Raw genomic sequence first — 15,950 nt, forward strand, 5'->3', positions numbered from 1 at the left:
AGATAGCTTTCCAAATAGGCGTTCTATTAAGTCCCTCCCCCGAAGGTTGGTTGGGATTTGCACCAGCCTTTAAAAGCAACTCGCACATTTGGTAGTTGTTTTCCAATGCTGCATAATAAATTGCCGGTCTGTTTTCTACCCGTATATTATTAACATCGCATCCATGTCCATCTGATTTTTTTAAAGATAAAAGATGCTTAAGTTCTTCAATATCTTGACGCTTAATTGCCTTGCGCACCCATTTATCAATGCATTCATCAGCAAATTGATCGTCAACTGATGATTGTATTTTTGGAAATTGAAATTTTGCAAAAAAAGCTAAGGCAGATTGCAAGCCCCACCAAGGTGCTTGTAGGCTGCAAGAAAAAAGAGAGAAAAGAAGGGCAATTTTGTAAGCATTCATGCTAAATAACCACTATCAAGTATTTTTTTTGCACCAAAGGGTGCGCCAATTTCCAAAAGAGTCTTTACATGCGGTTGCAGACCAGTCATAATTTTGCGCGCAGGACAGAGCACCGTCTTTGTGGTATTGGTCGATTTCTAAAACGAGCTGAAAAGGCATATTCAAGCAAGGTTTTAAAAAGTCATCCGCTTGTTGCAAAATTTTATCAATAATTGCCATTCCTTGATTGTCTGCAAAAAGAGCCGCGTGATCTTCCCAGTCTTTAACTTGCTTTGAAAGAGAGTGAATCATGCTTGGGTCGATGTATGGAGGATTTGAAACGATAAGATCAAATCTAGATCCTGAGGGGATAGATGCAAAAAGATCAGACTGAATAAATGTGATGTTTGAAATGCCATTTGTTTTTGAGTTGTGGCGAGCGAGTTCTAGGGCCGATCTGTTTATGTCAATAGCTGTGATATGTGCGAGTGGGAACTGCTTGGCAATCGCTAGGGCGATGCATCCTGAACCGGTTCCGATATCAAGAATTGAAAAATTCTGAGCAGGCTTATTTTTTAAAGTTTCAATCAACTCTTGTACCCATTGCTCTGTTTCTTGCCGAGGTATTAAAATAGGCGGCTTTATATGAATTTTTAGGTCTAAGAAGGGTACAAAGCCTAAAATGTATGCCAGTGGCATATGCTCATCTTTCATCTTTAAAATGAGACTTTGTAGGCTTAATTGCTCTTGCTCACTTAAAGAGCCTTGCGTGATTAATGTTTCTTTTTTCTTGCCAGTTACATGCTCGAGAAGCCACCAAGCTTCTTGGGTTGATAAGCTTGTTTGGGCTGTTATTGTTTTTATAAAACTATTCATTTAGTCTGCCTTATTTTTTATCGATTCTTGTTCGATTGAAAAGAGACTTCACCTAGTAAGTTTTGTATGTATGCTTCTGGCTCAAAAGTAGTCATATCATCAATGTGTTCACCCCAAGAAAGATAGGCGATTGGTATGTTTAATTTTTCAACAATAGCAAATAGTATTCCGCCCTTTGCGCTCCCGTCAATTTTGGTTAAAACTATCCCGTCAAGGTTTGTTGATTGGTGAAATATTTCTGCTTGCTCAAGGGAGTTTTGTCCAAGCATTGCGTCAACTGTTAGAAGGGTGCAAATTGTGTGGCTTGGTAATTGTTTGCTAATTATTCGCTTTATTTTCTCTAGTTCTTTCATCAAAGAATCTTTGGTTTGCAGTCGACCAGCGGTATCAATTATTAATGTGTCAAATTGTTGTTTTTTAAATGTTTCACATGCGTCAAAAGTAACGGATGCGGGATCTTGGTTTGGTTTTCCGATAACGAGTTGAGATCCAGACTGGTTAGCCCATGATGCTAACTGCTCAGGTGCTGCAGCTCTAAAAGTATCTGCGGCGGCAATTAAACAACGTTTGTTTTGCGCAGAAAAGTGTTTTGCGAGTTTTCCAACAAAGGTTGTTTTGCCGCTACCGTTAATTCCAACTAAAAGAAAAACCGCAGACTCTTTGCATGGTTTTGGTTTTTCTAAAATCTTTGCAAGTTCTTGATGTAGTATTTTTTGCATGTCGCTGCCTTCTTTCAGGCTGCCATCTTGATATGATTTTTGTAGGTGATCAATGATTGCTTTTGTTGGCACTACCCCTGTGTCAGCTTTGAGCAAAAGTTCTTTAATTTCATTAATCGTTGATTGATCGATTGCTTTTTGTTGGAAAATCGTTTGTAGCTGTGCAGTTAAGCCAGAATAAACTTTTTTTAATTTGTCTTTGATAAATTGAAACATTTCGTTGGCCTTGGTTTATAAATTTAAAGTAAATTTAGTATTCCATAGATTTTAGGTTTAGCCAATCACGAGTGTAAAAACAAATTAAAAAAGGCTTTTATTGGTTGTTTGTCCATGAAAGAACCCCGGGAACCGTGGTTTCTTGTTCAAGCTCTTGGGCGGTTTCAGCAAAAGTAATGAGCCCATAGACGTCTCGATTATCGATATACTGATCAATGTTGTTTTTTCTGGCAACATCGCTAAAAATAACATACTCATATCTATAGCTGTTGTCGTCATAAGACATAAATGGAAGGGCGCTATTTTGAATAAAGTATGAGCAGTGAACAACTGGAACTTTGTGGCATCCAGGGTCTATTTGATTGAAGATATCGTAATATAATTGGCATCCTTTAAAATATCCATGATCATCAACATCTGCATGATAATTTGAATAAAGAATTGGCCTTGCAAGCTTTAAAAAAGGAGCAACTATAGGAAGGTTTGCTGATGCAAGAGACTCAATTGTATGAGCCTTGATAAAATTGTCGCAATCTACCACAAAGTAATCAGAATCATTTTCAATTGCCCATTTTATAGAGTTGCCTCTTATTTTTCCAAGCACTTTAAATCTAACGCTGTTCCAGGTGTGCTGAGAGAATTGTTCTATGTTTTCTGTAACATTTTCGCAGTCAAAGTAGATTTTTGGGTATCGGTCTTTTACTGTCTCGATCCATTTTTCAAGGATTTCTACCGTGTTGTCGTTGTTGTTGTTGGTTTTGATATAAAGATAGGTCTTTTCGCTTGGCCAGGTTTGATTTTCTATGCATTTTAAAAACAATGGAAGCGTGTGAGCCTTGTCCTTTGCTAGAATAGCAATTGTTATTGGTCGGACTTCTTGAGCCTGAGTTACCAAGGCACTAAGTGTTGTCAAAAAATAGAGGGTCGATATGACTGTTTTTAATAGTTTTTGAATCATTTTTTTATTTTCGGTTAATATTTTTGAATGCCAGCATATTTGCATATATTCCAATTATTGTCAAAGCTTGAACTGGTCTGCTTTTCTTAGAATTAATTTTAAAGCCATGTTCAAAAAAGCTTTTTAGAATAGACTTTTTTGCCAACTTTGTTATTCTTTTAATAAGGGTTTTCGTTTTATTAGGGTCAAAATTATGTATAAAAAATCATTAAAAGTTTCAAAACAGGTTAAAGTTCTGGTTTTAGCTCTTTTGCTTATTCCATCGTATGGCAGTGCTTTGTGGGAGATCCCAACGGCAGTTGCTGTAGGATGGTGGTTAAGAACCCCAATGGGTCAAAAAGCAAGCATGATGATACTTGCAACCTGTAAGCAGAAGATGGTAAGTAAAAAAATTGTTAATGATTATGTGATTTCTCCATTTAATTCAGCTAAGGATGCTGGGTCTCAAAAGGCATTGCAAATTTACAGCGCTAAGCAGGTAAAATATTTAGCGGGATGCCTTGTCAAGTCATTTCAAAGACTTAAGGGTTTAAAGCCGTTAGATCAAAAATTGGTAGACCAAGAGTCTTTCTCAAAGCCGGCGGCTGCTCCTGAGGTAAAAAAAGCAGGATTTGGATCAGTTCTAGCTTCTCTCCAGCCAGCTTCCATAAAATCCTTTTTAGGATCCCTTGATGATTCTACTTATAATAAAGATGGGGATAGCCAGGGTTATTCATTCTCGCAAGATGATACAGCTCAAGGCTGTAATTTTACAAAGGTTGATGCGTCTGTAGCAAACCAGTCGGCATCTGGCATTTTTCCAAGAATTACAAATAATTATTACAGTGGTTCTTCTGGCGATACAAACTCAGAATCTGGAAAGAAACGATTTTTCCAAGGAGCTTTTGCAGGATCTTTGGTAACAAGTTGGATGTATGGAAAGCAGGGTCAAAAGGCAAAAGCCTAAGCGCTATTCTATAAATAAGTGATTCGTTCTTTTTAAAAAGATTTTTAATTTTTGATAATCGTTTTTATAAAGCATAGAAAATGTCTCAATAAAATCATGAAAATTGGTTTTGTTGAGACATTTTTTTTCGTTCATATTTTTTAAAAGAGCTAGTAGTAGCTCGTCCAGATTAGAAAGCTGCGAGGAAAGATTAAATAAAAGATGTAAAAACTGGTCGCTTGAAAAAAAGCTTTGATATTGGTCTGCTGTGGCATTTCCAATAAATGCGTGGATCTTTGGCGGGTGTGGTTGCAGGTGATAAAAAGTTTTTCCGTTTTCTTCGTATCCAACAGTTACGCAGGTAAAGGTGGTTTGCAGAAATTCAAAAATTTGAGGCTGCTCGCGTAACAGCTCTTCTTCTGTTTTTTGGTATGGGGCAGGAAATCTTATTGGGTCCATCGATCCTGTTTTAATGGTGTGAACGATCCCAAAAATTTTTATTGGTCCGTGTGAAGTTATTACCAGAGATCCAAAGGTTGGCATGATGTCCCATTTCCAGCATTGACCTGTCCACTGCGATAGATTTCCCTCTATGATTTCAGAGAAAAAGTGATCGTTGCTCGTTTCTTTGTTCATGTTGTTGTTCCAATAAAAAGTTTTTTAGAAAAGTTTGTCTGTGGATAATTGATGCTTGGTTTGATCTAAGTGCTGCGTAATGGTCTGCGGTGCCGTAGCCTTTATGCTTTGCCATGCTATAGGATGGAAATGTTTCGTCGAGGCGTTTTAAAATTAAGTCTCTGGTTACTTTTGCAATAATTGAGGCTGCAGCAATCGATGCAGATTTCGATTCTCCTTGGGTGAAAGATTGAATTTCTATTTTGTCGTATGGCGTTCGTAGTAAATTTAGGGGCATTGCATCAATTAAAATAATGTCTGGAAGTTTACTTAAGGTTGAAAAGAAGTGTAAAAGATTAGACTTCATGGTTTTCGCCGTCGCCTGATAGATATTTATTTGGTCTATAACCCTTGGGCTATTTATTGCTATAGAGTATGAACAATTTTGTATTAACCATGAGTGCATTTTGATTAATTTTATTGGGGATAGCTTTTTAGAGTCTATAAGATCTGGATGGTAAACATTTTCATTGAGAATAACTGCGCATGTAACAATTGGACCAGCTAAGCATCCTCTGCCAACTTCATCCATTCCACAGATCTGGAGGCTTTTACTCCAAAATTCTTGCTCAAATTTGTACATGTTATTATTTATAATCTTTTTTCTCATAGTGTTAAAAAAAATGGACTGGTTTTCCATTTGACAGAAAGCGGTTTTTCGATATTCTCTATGCTAATAAGAATCATGTTACCATACTATCATACTACCAAAAAGATCAAAATAAGGAGTTATTATGTCTCTTTCAACCGAACTTCGGGTTAAAGAATTACTTAGAGAGAAAGGGTGGACGACACGAGTTTTGGCAGAAAAAACTGGAATGTCTGAAAGCTATTTAACTCATATCAAAAATGGAACAAGAAGATGGAATGAGGATTCGCTTAGAAAGCTAGCAAATGCTTTTGAGCTTAATCCGATAGATCTTTTTACACAGCGCCGAAAAAGAACCGATAATATTGACAACAATGTTAGCCTTCCTGAAAAAACAGACGTTCAGTTAAAGTTAGGCGTTATACCAGTTGTTGGAGATATTCCATCAAATCCTTCGCCCTACACAAACCAATTAATGCAAATAACAACAGGCTTTAAGGATATATTTGTTCCTTGTTTAAATTCGACAGATTCCTCTATGTTTGCGCTTTCTATTGATAATAATAGCATGGCGCCTATGTTTTATAAAAACGATCTGGTTTTGATCTCTCCTGAGGTTTGGACTAGGACTGGTGATGTTGGAGCTGTAGAATATGGCAACGATAATCCTAAAAAGGCGATCATGCGCGTGACTTACGCAGATGACTTTATTTTGCTGTCACCGGTTAACCATAAAGACTCTCCCGTGGCTTTAATTCGTGGCAAAGACTACTTTAGAATTATTGGACGAGTGGTTCAAAGAATTCAAAATTATATGTAAATATTGCTGTTTTTTGTTTTATGCTGGACGTTTTTTCTAATTTTGTTAATATTAAAGCATGTTTTTATTCGTATAACCTATTATATTGGTCACAGAGTTTTCCGGTATAGAATTCAAATAGGATGTTAGTTTATGTTTCGATACGAGATTCTGTTTCTCACAGTGCCTGAGATAACAAAAGATGAATCTGAAGCGATAAAAAGCCACTTTTTAAAAGTAGTCCGTGCCCACAAAGGTACATTGGTCTCTTTTGATCGTTGGGGTAAATATCGTCTTGCATACCCAGTTAACAAAAATGAGTATGGAGTCTATTTTTTAACTCGTTTTGAAGTTGAAAAAGAAGAAAAAGTTAAGCTGCTTGAAGCTCTTAGTGAGATTTTTGTCTTTAAGTTTAACACGTTGATTACAAAGCATATTGTTGAGCGTTTGGATATTGATGCGTCGCTGGAATACAGACGACCTGATTCATTAGAAGATAGCCCACAAGATGTTGATTCTTTCTTAAAGCGTCATGATATGGAAGGCTTACTAAAAAAAGGCCCTGTTCGTAAAAGCGCTGAAAGCAGAGAAAGATATCAAGACGTTGACGGCATTGACGGAGATGATCTTGGAGATTTGAAACCAGAAGCGCGCCGTGGTGCCTTTGCTGGTAAAGATGTAAAAAAACATGTTGAAACTAAAAACGAAGAGAATTTAGATTATGACGAAGAAAATCAAGCTTAAGATTAGCGCTCGCCTTTTAAAAAAGAAATTTCGTAAAAAAACGGCGCTTTCAAAAAAACAATGTAGATTCACTAACAACCCAGATATGATTCATGATCTGAATTATAAAAACGCTGTGTTGTTATCAAAGTTCTTGACTGAGCGTGGTAAAATTTTACCTTCGCGAATTTCAGGAAATTCAAATAAATATCAAAGATTGGTATCTCGAGAAATCAAAAAAGCAAGAATCATGGCATTGTTGCCTTTCTGTGCTACCGAGTATTAAACTTTAGAGTTTATGGCGTACTATAAAATTGTTGTTGCATATGACGGAACTAGCTATCATGGATGGCAAGTTCAGCCAGGTGCAGCAACAATTTCTCAAGCATTAATCGATGCTTTTTCAAATGTATTTTTTCAAAAAATCTCAATCCTTGGTGCTTCTCGTACTGATGCTGGAGTGCATGCTTTGCGACAGGTTGCAATTGTAAGGTCTCCTGTTGATATTGAGATAGACGTTTTGCGCAAGGCGTGGAATAAAGCAATTCCAACAGACATTGTTGTTCGAGATGTTCAAAAAATTGATAAGCTTGTTCATCCGCATGATGGAGTTGTTCAGAAGGTATACGCCTATCATTTTTTTCTAGAAAGACCGCTTCCTTTTGTTCAAAGGTTTGGTTGGCATTTTAGAAGAAGCGTAGATCTTGATATTTTGCGAGCATCGCTTAATCTCTTTGTTGGCACGCATGACTTTAGGTCTTTTTGCACTGGAGATGACTTGGAAGATACGATTCGCACCATTGATAGCGTAGATGTGAGCTATGTGGCTGCTTGGAATGCGTATCGAATTGAAATTAAGGGTAAAAGTTTTTTAAGATATATGGTTCGACGAATTGTTGGAGCTTGCTTAGAAGTTGCATCGCGTGATCAGCTCGGGCTTAATGATATTGTTTCTATTCTTAATAATAAAAATCCTAGACATACTCTTCCAAATGCACCCGCAAAAGGGTTAGTATTAGAACAAATCATATATAAAGAAGGGGGACTATTTGAAAAGAGTTAAAAATATTAAATTAATAGGTCTTTGTATGCTAGCTGCATTATTTATGTCGGCTGGTATATTTTTTTGGAATAAAAACAATTCTCGACCGGCGTCAAGTTTTGATATTCAGGATTTTGACTTTGATAGAGACAGTGCGAGCGTTGATAAGCTTTTTCATAAGGGTGACAATTGGTATTGGATGCTTCATAATGGCATTTTAAATACATATTCACTAGATTTTATGCTTAGATATAAGACGTCATCGCAGTCTAAAAAGTTGCACAATCTTATTTTTAAGGTGCTAAAAATTGATGGGAAGCTTGCAGGCTTTTTAGCCTACTATCCTCACTCTAAGCACGTTTGGCAATTGTTGTTCTTGCTCGTTGATCAAGATTTTAGAAGACAAGGAATTGCAAAAAAACTATTGAAGTTTTCATTGGATGATATGGCTGCGAGAGGAGCTTTAAAGGTTGATCTCGCAACAAGAAACAACAACTTTAGGTCTCAAGGGTTATACAAGGGGTTTGGAATGAAGCAAACTGGCAGCGATGAACAGTTTGTTTTCTTTTCTTGGTATAAATAGTAGAGTATAGAAAGATTTTTTACATAGATAAATAGAATCAAGGCAAAAACATATTTTGTATGTTTGTGCTGTAGTTTTGCCAGAAATTGTTATGGTCCAAAATATTAGACGTTAAAAAGTTGAAAGGATAATAATATGAAAAAAAGTATCATGTTTTTACTGTGCTTATCTTATTTGCATGCAGCATCTTTATTTGCTTGTTCATTTGCTATAAAAGTTCCTGAAAAATTTCTTATGCAAAAAGCATCGTTGGTTATTTATATGGTTGATGAATTTGGCAATCAGTGTGCTGGAAAATGCCAACTTGATCAATATAGCGGCTCTAGAAAAATCGCTCAAAGCGAGCTAGAGATAACATCTTGTGCTGATATTGATCATTTGCCCAACGCTATCGACTTGATGGTATCAATCAGCCAAGCAGATCAAGCGGTTATTCTTAACTTTGAATTTGATAAATCTATGGCTGTTCTTCGTATTTTAGTAATTAAAGATACGCTTCTTGAAGAAAATCCATTTGATATAATATCTTTTCCGGTCGGTCAACATTCCTCTGTAGACAATGCAGATGAGTTTGATGAGTTTTCCAATCTTGTTGATAATGTTGATATGACCATGGTAGAAACTTCTATGAAAAAAAGTAAAAATAGTCGGTCGCTATTTCAGCAATATATTACATATGCAGAAATTTTTGCCCTTGTTCAGTATGGCAAAGCAAAGCGCGCTGCAAGCAATGTAGCATCATGGCTTAATTCTTCTGGAAATTAATAAACAATGTTAAATAAAGATCATGGCCAAAAACATATATTTTCATTTTTTTGTCCAAGCATAATTCAATCTTCTTGGTCTTCTGGTTCAATAATCTGGCTACAAGATGAAGACTTGGTGCATCGGCTTATCAAGGTTGTAAAGGTTGAAAAAGATGATGAATTTGTGTTGTTTGATAAAGAACGCAATGTTTTTATCAAAGTTCTTTCAGTGTTGAAAAAAGAAATTCAAGCTCAAGTGCTTTCTTTGCAAGACAATGTTTTGTTGCAGCCAAAAATTACTTTTTTATTGCCACTTTTAAAAAAAGAGGCTCTTGAGCAGGCGGTGTATTCCTTGACCGAAATAGGTGTAAGTGAAATTCGCTTAGTGGTAACTGCAAAATCAAGACAATCGTTGATGTCACCAAAAGAATATCAACGCCTTTGCGGAATTGTCGTTGCTGCAGCAGAGCAATCAAAAAATTATAATTTCTCTGAGCTGTTCGAGCCTGAGACCCTATCAAACACTGTTATTGATAAATTATTGCCATCTTGCAAAATTGTTTTTGATGCTGCAGGAGAGTCGTTTTTTGAAATAAAAAAAGATATAACAAGAAATCAAAGCGTTACTCTTTTTGTTGGTCCAGAGGGCGGCCTTCTTGAAAAAGAGCTTTCCTTTTTAAGTTCTGAAAAGTTTCAAAAATGTGCTTTAACACAAACAACGCTTCGAGCTGTTCAGGCTGTTGCTGTAAGCGCTGCCTTATTTCGATTGTCATAGAAAATAAATTATTGCTTAGCTGGTGTTTCTTGCGCGGGTAAAGATACAGGATCTATATTTATGAGATTAAGGTCTTGTAGCATTTGATCTGTAGCTGCAAATGATTCACCCGGATATTGTTCCATAAATTGATTGATTGCCTCTTGTAAGGTATTGCAATTTTGATACAGGTGAAACTCTCCTTGGCTGTCAATAATTATTTGCGCTGGTTTTTCATTTATAAAAACAGTACAAAGAGCTTCACGGTTTACAGTCGCAAGCGATAAGCAAATCAATATGCCAATTATTTTTTTCATTTAAGTCGTTCCTTTATAATGCATGATTAATAGCATTAGGAGCTTAGAATGGATTTTGTAATAGGTCAAGCTATTGAGGTAAGGTCTTATGTTTGATTTTTTATTTCAGGATATTTGTCAGGGTTTGCTAGGCAATATTTCTCAGCAAGGCTACCAACCGGGTGTTCAGCAACAGTGATAAATCTTTTACCATCAAAACCACCTTTTTCTTTACGTTTTTTTAGCTTGCAGTCATTTAATTCTTTTGTTGTAAATCCGTGTGATTTTCTTAGTGCGTCTACAACTTCAAGTACGTCAGCAAGCTCTTCAAGCATGTTTTCTTTTGTCGTTGCATGCTGAACTTCATGAGCTTCTTCTATCAATTTTAAGCTTAATTGTTTTTGAAATTCTTGATCAGACAGCTCTATCCAATAAAGCCTTGATCCAAGTGGCTCAAGAATGTTGCTTATTTTGTCTCGAAATAATTTGTTTTGTTTAAATGCGCGTGATGTCATTATTTTATAATTCCTTTTTTGTAAAAAAGATAAGTAGGTGCAGGAGTTTATTTCGTAGATAGGTCTTCAAAGTAGATTGGCTTTAAATAATCTGTTTCAAGTTTATTTTGTAAAAACAGATCCAAAGATTTTTTAGCCATAGACTCAATTGAATTAAAAAGCGGTATTGTGCTTGGAAAAGTTACGTTATTGCCTGCATGTTTTTGTAACTTCTCTTTGTACATTTGCGCTCCATTGCCAAGAGCTAGAAAAACGGTCGATTGTTTGTTTAATTTTTCAATGAGTTGGTTTATAGAGCAAGCGCCTGTTTTGGTTTTTGTATTTTCTTTATATTGATAAAAAACATTATCAGCAAAAGCTTGGAAAATAATTAATGTGTTTTCATTTTCATGCTCGAGGCTTAAAAGTTCTAGGGCTGTTAGTTTAATTAATGGGATTTTTGAAGCAAAGTGTATACCGTTTGCCATTGTCAGTAAGGCTCTAAGTGTGTTATAAGGCCCGGGACCAACATTAACGCCGATAAATTTTAGATCGCTTAGCTTAAGATTGTGATTTTCTAGCATGCTTGAAATATGAGGAATTGTTGATTTTATAGCGTTGAATTTATGCTCTTGGGCTAATTGTATGATATTGCCATTGTCGCAGAGTGCGACTTCAATTTTATCATAAGGATATTGCAAGATGATGTAAGGCAGCATAGAGATTATTTTTTTCTAGGTTTTTGTTGTTGTAAATAGATTCCAAAGTAATCATACTCCAAAACCTTTTCTTTTTTCAGTGTTATTTTTCCGCAGTTGAGACATCTCCACCCTTCAAAGTTGAGAAAGTGATCAAAAAAGAGCTGCTGAATCATTAATCCTGAACATTTTCGGCATTGCATACATATCTCCACTTAAGGGGAATGGACAAATTCTATGTTAAGATTATTTCTCAGCCATTGTCAAGACATCTAATTAATTTAAAAACTGTAGATAGGTTTGAAGTATTATAGCTGCGGCGATCGAGTGTTCTTGAGCCCCATCTGTTTTTGCTTTTTTCCCTTGAATGGTTCGAGCTCCTTTGCTTGAAAGTCTTTCGTCCCACAAAATATATTTTTTGTCTGGGAACTCTGCCTCAATTAAATCTTTTTGGGCCAGGACTTTTTTTGTCTGCAGGCTTTCAGTGTCTCTCATTGTTCTTGGATAGCCGATTACAACGGTTTCTATTTTCTCTTTAGCAAATAGTTCGTGTAAAAAAGGCATAAGGAGTTCTAGTTTTGTGGTTTTATAAGGAGTCGCAATTATTTTTAAAGGGTCGCTCATCGCAGTTCCTATCCAAACATCTCCAAGATCAAGAGCTAATACTTTCATGGTTTTTTTTCTTTCAGCATATCGACAAATTTGTGGTTTTGATGGAGAATTTTGTTACTTTTTGTAAAAATATGGTACAGTTTTTTTATGCATTTTACGAGCGCATATTTTATAAAACCTCTTATAAATTTATAGATACGAATTAAAAAAATAAAGGAATATTGTGAATTTTTCTACAATGCTATCAGATCTTGAAAACATAATTTGGGGACTGCCTTTTTTACTGTTTTTCTTTGGTACGTGCGTGTACATGACCATGCAGCTTGGATTTGTTCAATTTCGTTATTTTGCTAAAGCTATTCGAGTAGTTTTTAAGTCAGATGAATCGAGCAGTACTGTTGTAGCCGCAGGAAAGCTTTCTCCATTTCAAGCATTTATGAACACTCTTGGTGGCAATATTGGAAATGGCAGCTTAGCAGGAGTTCCAACCGCTATCGCTCTTGGTGGTCCAGGTGCAATTTTCTGGATGCTGTTGATGTCTACTTTTTCTGTCTCGCTGCGGTTTGCAGAAGTTTACCTTGCAACCTATTTTAGCGATAAAGCAACAGCAGAAAAATCTGGCCCGATGTATTATTTAAGCTTGCTGCCTTTTGGTGCAGTTCTTTCTTATTTGTTTGGTGTTTTTGGTTTAATTTATATGCTGACTGGCGGAAACTTAATTCAGTGTAATGCTGTTGGGTCTGCATTAAGTCGATCATGGGGAGTAAGCCAAGAAATTTCTGCGGTATTTGTTTTTCTTTTCATATCCTATGTCATTATTGGTGGATCTGATAGAATCGTTAAATTTTTAGATAAATTAGTTCCTGTTAAAGTTTACGGTTTTTTAATTACCGCTGTGATGGTTTTAATTTATAATTTTGCTTCTATTCCTCATGCGCTTTACCTTATGATTTCTTTAGCTTTTAATCCACAAGCAGTTGTTGGTGGAACATTTGGTTTTGCTATTCAACGCTCGCTTGCAGCAGGTTTTTCTCGCGGCGTTAATGCAAGTGAGGCTGGCCTTGGTACCGCAGCTGTAGCATTTGGTACAACAAAAGGCCAAGACCCAATAGAAAATGGTATAATGTCTATGCTTAGCATTTACATCAACACTCACATAGTTTGCTTTTTAGTTTCTCTTTGCGTTATTGCAAGTGGTGCTTGGCAAACGGGAGAAGTTGGAATAGCAATGCTTGTTTCTTCATACGAAACAGTTTTTGGTTCTTTTGGTGGACTTATTGTTACGGTTCTTGTTTCAATGTTTGCTATGAGCGTTGTGGTTGCTTATGCATACAATGCTCGAATCTGCTGGAGCTTTTTATTTAAAGGAAAAGCTGATTGGTTATTTTCGGTTGTTTATATATTGTGTGCAGCGGCTGGAACATTAATGCGCGCTGATGTTGTTTGGAATATTAATGGTATTTCAACTGCCGCGATCTTTGCAGTAAACGTTTTGGGCTTGTTATGGTTTACGAGCACGGTAAAAACAGGCTTAACTTCTTACAGAAAAAAATATGCTTAACGGTACAAATACTATAGTTCTTCGCGATATTTATCCTGTTACTGCCCATACAGATTTTGTTGGAGCTGGATCAACGTTTGTTGCAATTCCTGGCGCGAAAACTGATGGACTAAATTATATTTCACTTGCTTTGCAAAAGGGAGCTACAACAATTGTTGTTGAGCAGGGCGTTTTGTTATCACAAGAGTTAAGTGATTTGGTTGAAGCTTTTGGGGCTCAAATTATATTTGTTCCAAATTGCCGCAAAGCTCTTTCTCAAATGGCTGCTCAAGCCTTAGATTTTCCAGCAAAGAAATTAAAAATTGTAGGAATTACGGGAACAAAGGGCAAAACCTCAACGGCTTACATGGTTTATCACATGCTTCATGCATTGGGTAAGAAAGTTGCCTTGATTAGTACTGTTGAAAAGCGCATTGAGTCTGACTATGTCACGATCTCTTTAACTACTCCTCTTCCCGATCAAATACATATATTTTTAGATGAATGCGTGAAGCGCAGCATTGAATATGTTGTTATGGAAGTTTCTGCGCAGGCATTAACTTTGCAACGCCTAGAAGGCATAGAGTTTGAAGCTGGAGTTTTTACCAACTTTTCACATGAACATCTGGAGTTTTATGATGATTTGCAGCAATACTTTAAAGCAAAAACTTTGCTGGTTCCAAAAATAAAAAATCCAAAAAACATGTTTATAAATATTGATGATAAGCATGGGCAAGTTTTGCATCAAGAAAATCCTGAATGCTCATCATTTTCTTTAGTTGATAAAAATGCAACTTTGTACGGTTGTGCGCATCCACAAAGCTCAGAAGTTTCTGTGCATGTTAAAATTGATGGCAATACTTATGATGTTTATACGCCGCTTTTAGGTCAGTTTAATGTTTATAATTTGCTTGGTGTTTTAGGCCTTGTGCAGGCTTTGGGAATTAGCATTGCAGATGTTAGATGGAGCTTGAAAGGCTTGCAGCATGTTCCTGGTCGCATGGAGCAATATATTTTACAAAATGGGTCTCGATGTTTTATTGATTACGCTCACAATCCATCATCATTTGAAGCGGTTCTTTCAACGCTTAGATCAATGACTTCTCATTTAATAGTTGTGTTTGGCGCTGCAGGAAATCGAGATAAGCAAAAGCGTCCATTGATGGGATCTGTTGCTCAAAAATATTGCGATGTTGTAATTTTAACTTCTGACAACCCTCGAGATGAAAACCCTGTGTTAATTGCAAAAGAGGTTGAAACTGGTTTTGATTTTGATAAGCCGTTTGAATTGTATAGAGAGTTAAATCGTGTAAAAGCTATTGAGTTTGGTTATGAATTAACTAAAAAAGGTAGCATTCTTGCAATTCTTGGTAAGGGTCGCGATGAATATCAAATTGTTGGAGATTTAACTTTTCCGTTTAAAGAACGTTCAATTATTAAACCATTCATTGCGCAAAATGAAGATTAAGGCTGATAAATTCTTAGATTTTCAAAAAATGATTCAGGATTTTTATCGAGTTAGCAAACGAGATTTCATCTGGCGTCAAGATATCACGCCTTATAAGATTTTAGTTTCAGAAATTATGCTCCAGCAAACTCAAACAGCTCGTGTCGAGCCAAAATTTATTTTGTGGCTGCAAAAATTTCCAGATATCTTTTCTCTGGCTTGTGCCTCAAGGCTAGAAGTTTTAAGCGCTTGGCAAGGCCTTGGCTACAATCGCCGTGGTCTGTGGTTGCACGAAGCTGCAAAGCGCATGGTTTTAGAGTTTGAGGGTCAAGTTCCTGATGATCCTGAAATATTAAAAACTTTTACAGGAATTGGTCCGAACACTGCAGCATCGATTTGTGCTTTTGCTTTCAATCAACCGGTTGTTTTTATTGAAACAAATATTCGTACAGTTTTTTTACACCATTTTTTTTCGGACTCAAGAGAGAAGATTCATGACAAGCAAATCCTGCCATTGGTTAGATCTTGTTTGGATTATGATAACTCTCGCCATTGGTATTATGGTTTGATGGATTATGGGGTTTATTTGAAAACAAAGGTAAAAGCGAGCAATAAATTGAGCTCTCATCACGCCTTACAAACAAAGTTTGTTGGATCTAAGCGCCAAGTTCGTGGAGCAATTATTAGAATTTTAAGTAAGGGTTTATCGTTATCTTGTGATGAGCTCTGTCAGTTAGTGGCTTATGAATTACCAGAAAATCTTTATGATGTTTCAAATGTCGTTCAAGATTTGATGGAAGAATGCCTTATAGAAGAAGATAATGGCTTAATTAAAGTTTGATTGTCGCGAGCCCTGGTCTTGGTCTTGTCAAAAAA

At 36.3% G+C, this 15,950-nt stretch carries 21 protein-coding genes; 11 read left to right on the plus strand and 10 right to left on the minus strand.

Annotated elements, in window-relative coordinates; translation table 11 throughout:
• From NTU89_01790 to NTU89_01805, 4 genes are all read right to left on the minus strand, one after another.
• Positions 1-403, minus strand: a 403-nt coding sequence (locus NTU89_01790) for a hypothetical protein (protein ID MCX5923277.1), incomplete at its 3' end; no start/stop codon positions are given.
• A 15-nt stretch (positions 404-418) separates the two neighbouring features.
• Positions 419-1,258 (minus strand): peptide chain release factor N(5)-glutamine methyltransferase, encoded by an 840-nt coding sequence (prmC, locus tag NTU89_01795; protein ID MCX5923278.1) that lies wholly within the window; start codon positions 1,256-1,258, stop codon positions 419-421.
• Between the two features lie 17 nt (positions 1,259-1,275).
• Positions 1,276-2,193 carry a signal recognition particle-docking protein FtsY gene (gene ftsY, locus NTU89_01800; GenBank protein MCX5923279.1) on the minus strand — a complete coding sequence of 306 codons (918 nt, stop codon included), beginning with the start codon at positions 2,191-2,193 and terminating at the stop codon, positions 1,276-1,278.
• Between the two features lie 97 nt (positions 2,194-2,290).
• Complete coding sequence (locus NTU89_01805) at positions 2,291-3,151, minus strand: glycosyltransferase family 2 protein (GenBank protein ID MCX5923280.1); 861 nt, start codon at positions 3,149-3,151, stop codon at positions 2,291-2,293.
• A gap of 193 nt (positions 3,152-3,344) precedes the next feature.
• Between NTU89_01805 and NTU89_01810 the strand changes: the two genes are divergently transcribed.
• Positions 3,345-4,097 carry a hypothetical protein gene (locus NTU89_01810; GenBank protein ID MCX5923281.1) on the plus strand — a complete coding sequence of 251 codons (753 nt, stop codon included), beginning with the start codon at positions 3,345-3,347 and terminating at the stop codon, positions 4,095-4,097.
• Positions 4,098-4,100: 3 nt separating this feature from the next.
• Here NTU89_01810 and NTU89_01815 read toward each other — a convergent pair whose 3' ends face one another.
• A complete protein-coding gene (locus NTU89_01815) occupies positions 4,101-4,712 on the minus strand; it encodes a hypothetical protein (protein MCX5923282.1) in 612 nt (203 codons plus the stop codon).
• The gene (locus NTU89_01820; protein MCX5923283.1) at positions 4,675-5,334 is read right to left on the minus strand and encodes a ribonuclease HII; all 660 of its coding nucleotides are present in this window, start codon (positions 5,332-5,334) and stop codon (positions 4,675-4,677) included. The genes NTU89_01815 and NTU89_01820 overlap by 38 nt, the downstream gene beginning before the upstream one ends.
• Positions 5,335-5,485: 151 nt before the next feature.
• On the opposite strand from NTU89_01820, the gene NTU89_01825 reads away from it, so the two are divergent.
• The 7 genes from NTU89_01825 (at position 5,486) to NTU89_01855 (ending at position 10,008) form a co-directional block, all read left to right on the plus strand.
• Entirely contained in the window at positions 5,486-6,160 is a 675-nt protein-coding gene (locus NTU89_01825; GenBank protein ID MCX5923284.1) for a helix-turn-helix domain-containing protein, read from the plus strand.
• Between the two features lie 132 nt (positions 6,161-6,292).
• The gene (locus tag NTU89_01830; protein MCX5923285.1) at positions 6,293-6,883 is read left to right on the plus strand and encodes a 30S ribosomal protein S6; all 591 of its coding nucleotides are present in this window, start codon (positions 6,293-6,295) and stop codon (positions 6,881-6,883) included.
• On the plus strand, positions 6,861-7,148 hold the full coding sequence (gene rpsR, locus NTU89_01835) for a 30S ribosomal protein S18 (GenBank protein ID MCX5923286.1): 288 nt from the start codon (positions 6,861-6,863) through the stop codon (positions 7,146-7,148). Before NTU89_01830 ends, rpsR begins: the two co-directional genes overlap by 23 nt.
• A gap of 12 nt (positions 7,149-7,160) precedes the next feature.
• Positions 7,161-7,925 (plus strand): tRNA pseudouridine(38-40) synthase TruA, encoded by a 765-nt coding sequence (gene truA, locus NTU89_01840; protein ID MCX5923287.1) that lies wholly within the window; start codon positions 7,161-7,163, stop codon positions 7,923-7,925.
• The gene (locus NTU89_01845; protein ID MCX5923288.1) at positions 7,912-8,487 is read left to right on the plus strand and encodes a GNAT family N-acetyltransferase; all 576 of its coding nucleotides are present in this window, start codon (positions 7,912-7,914) and stop codon (positions 8,485-8,487) included. The genes truA and NTU89_01845 overlap by 14 nt, the downstream gene beginning before the upstream one ends.
• 135 nt (positions 8,488-8,622) lie before the next feature.
• Positions 8,623-9,252 (plus strand): hypothetical protein, encoded by a 630-nt coding sequence (locus tag NTU89_01850; GenBank protein ID MCX5923289.1) that lies wholly within the window; start codon positions 8,623-8,625, stop codon positions 9,250-9,252.
• Positions 9,253-9,258: 6 nt separating this feature from the next.
• Entirely contained in the window at positions 9,259-10,008 is a 750-nt protein-coding gene (locus NTU89_01855) for an RsmE family RNA methyltransferase (GenBank protein ID MCX5923290.1), read from the plus strand.
• An 8-nt stretch (positions 10,009-10,016) separates the two neighbouring features.
• Here NTU89_01855 and NTU89_01860 read toward each other — a convergent pair whose 3' ends face one another.
• The 4 genes from NTU89_01860 to ruvX form a co-directional block, all read right to left on the minus strand.
• Positions 10,017-10,304, minus strand: coding sequence for a hypothetical protein (locus NTU89_01860; GenBank protein ID MCX5923291.1), 288 nt, complete (start codon positions 10,302-10,304; stop codon positions 10,017-10,019).
• An 86-nt stretch (positions 10,305-10,390) separates the two neighbouring features.
• The gene (locus tag NTU89_01865; protein ID MCX5923292.1) at positions 10,391-10,798 is read right to left on the minus strand and encodes a nucleoside triphosphate pyrophosphohydrolase; all 408 of its coding nucleotides are present in this window, start codon (positions 10,796-10,798) and stop codon (positions 10,391-10,393) included.
• 47 nt (positions 10,799-10,845) lie between these two features.
• Positions 10,846-11,496 carry a tRNA (adenosine(37)-N6)-threonylcarbamoyltransferase complex dimerization subunit type 1 TsaB gene (tsaB, locus tag NTU89_01870; protein MCX5923293.1) on the minus strand — a complete coding sequence of 217 codons (651 nt, stop codon included), beginning with the start codon at positions 11,494-11,496 and terminating at the stop codon, positions 10,846-10,848.
• Positions 11,497-11,751: 255 nt separating this feature from the next.
• The gene (gene ruvX, locus NTU89_01875; protein MCX5923294.1) at positions 11,752-12,147 is read right to left on the minus strand and encodes a Holliday junction resolvase RuvX; all 396 of its coding nucleotides are present in this window, start codon (positions 12,145-12,147) and stop codon (positions 11,752-11,754) included.
• A gap of 163 nt (positions 12,148-12,310) precedes the next feature.
• Here ruvX and NTU89_01880 point away from each other — a divergent pair, with 163 nt between their 5' ends.
• The 3 genes from NTU89_01880 to NTU89_01890 are packed head-to-tail and all read left to right on the plus strand — an operon-like array spanning position 12,311 to position 15,915.
• Entirely contained in the window at positions 12,311-13,648 is a 1,338-nt protein-coding gene (locus tag NTU89_01880) for an amino acid carrier protein (GenBank protein ID MCX5923295.1), read from the plus strand.
• A complete protein-coding gene (locus NTU89_01885; GenBank protein MCX5923296.1) occupies positions 13,641-15,095 on the plus strand; it encodes a UDP-N-acetylmuramoyl-L-alanyl-D-glutamate--2,6-diaminopimelate ligase in 1,455 nt (484 codons plus the stop codon). Before NTU89_01880 ends, NTU89_01885 begins: the two co-directional genes overlap by 8 nt.
• Entirely contained in the window at positions 15,085-15,915 is an 831-nt protein-coding gene (locus tag NTU89_01890; protein ID MCX5923297.1) for an A/G-specific adenine glycosylase, read from the plus strand. Before NTU89_01885 ends, NTU89_01890 begins: the two co-directional genes overlap by 11 nt.
• The last annotated feature ends 35 nt before the right edge of the window (positions 15,916-15,950 follow it).

The sequence above is a fragment of the Candidatus Dependentiae bacterium genome (assembly GCA_026389065.1).
GTDB lineage: Bacteria > Babelota > Babeliae > Babelales > Chromulinivoraceae > JACPFN01.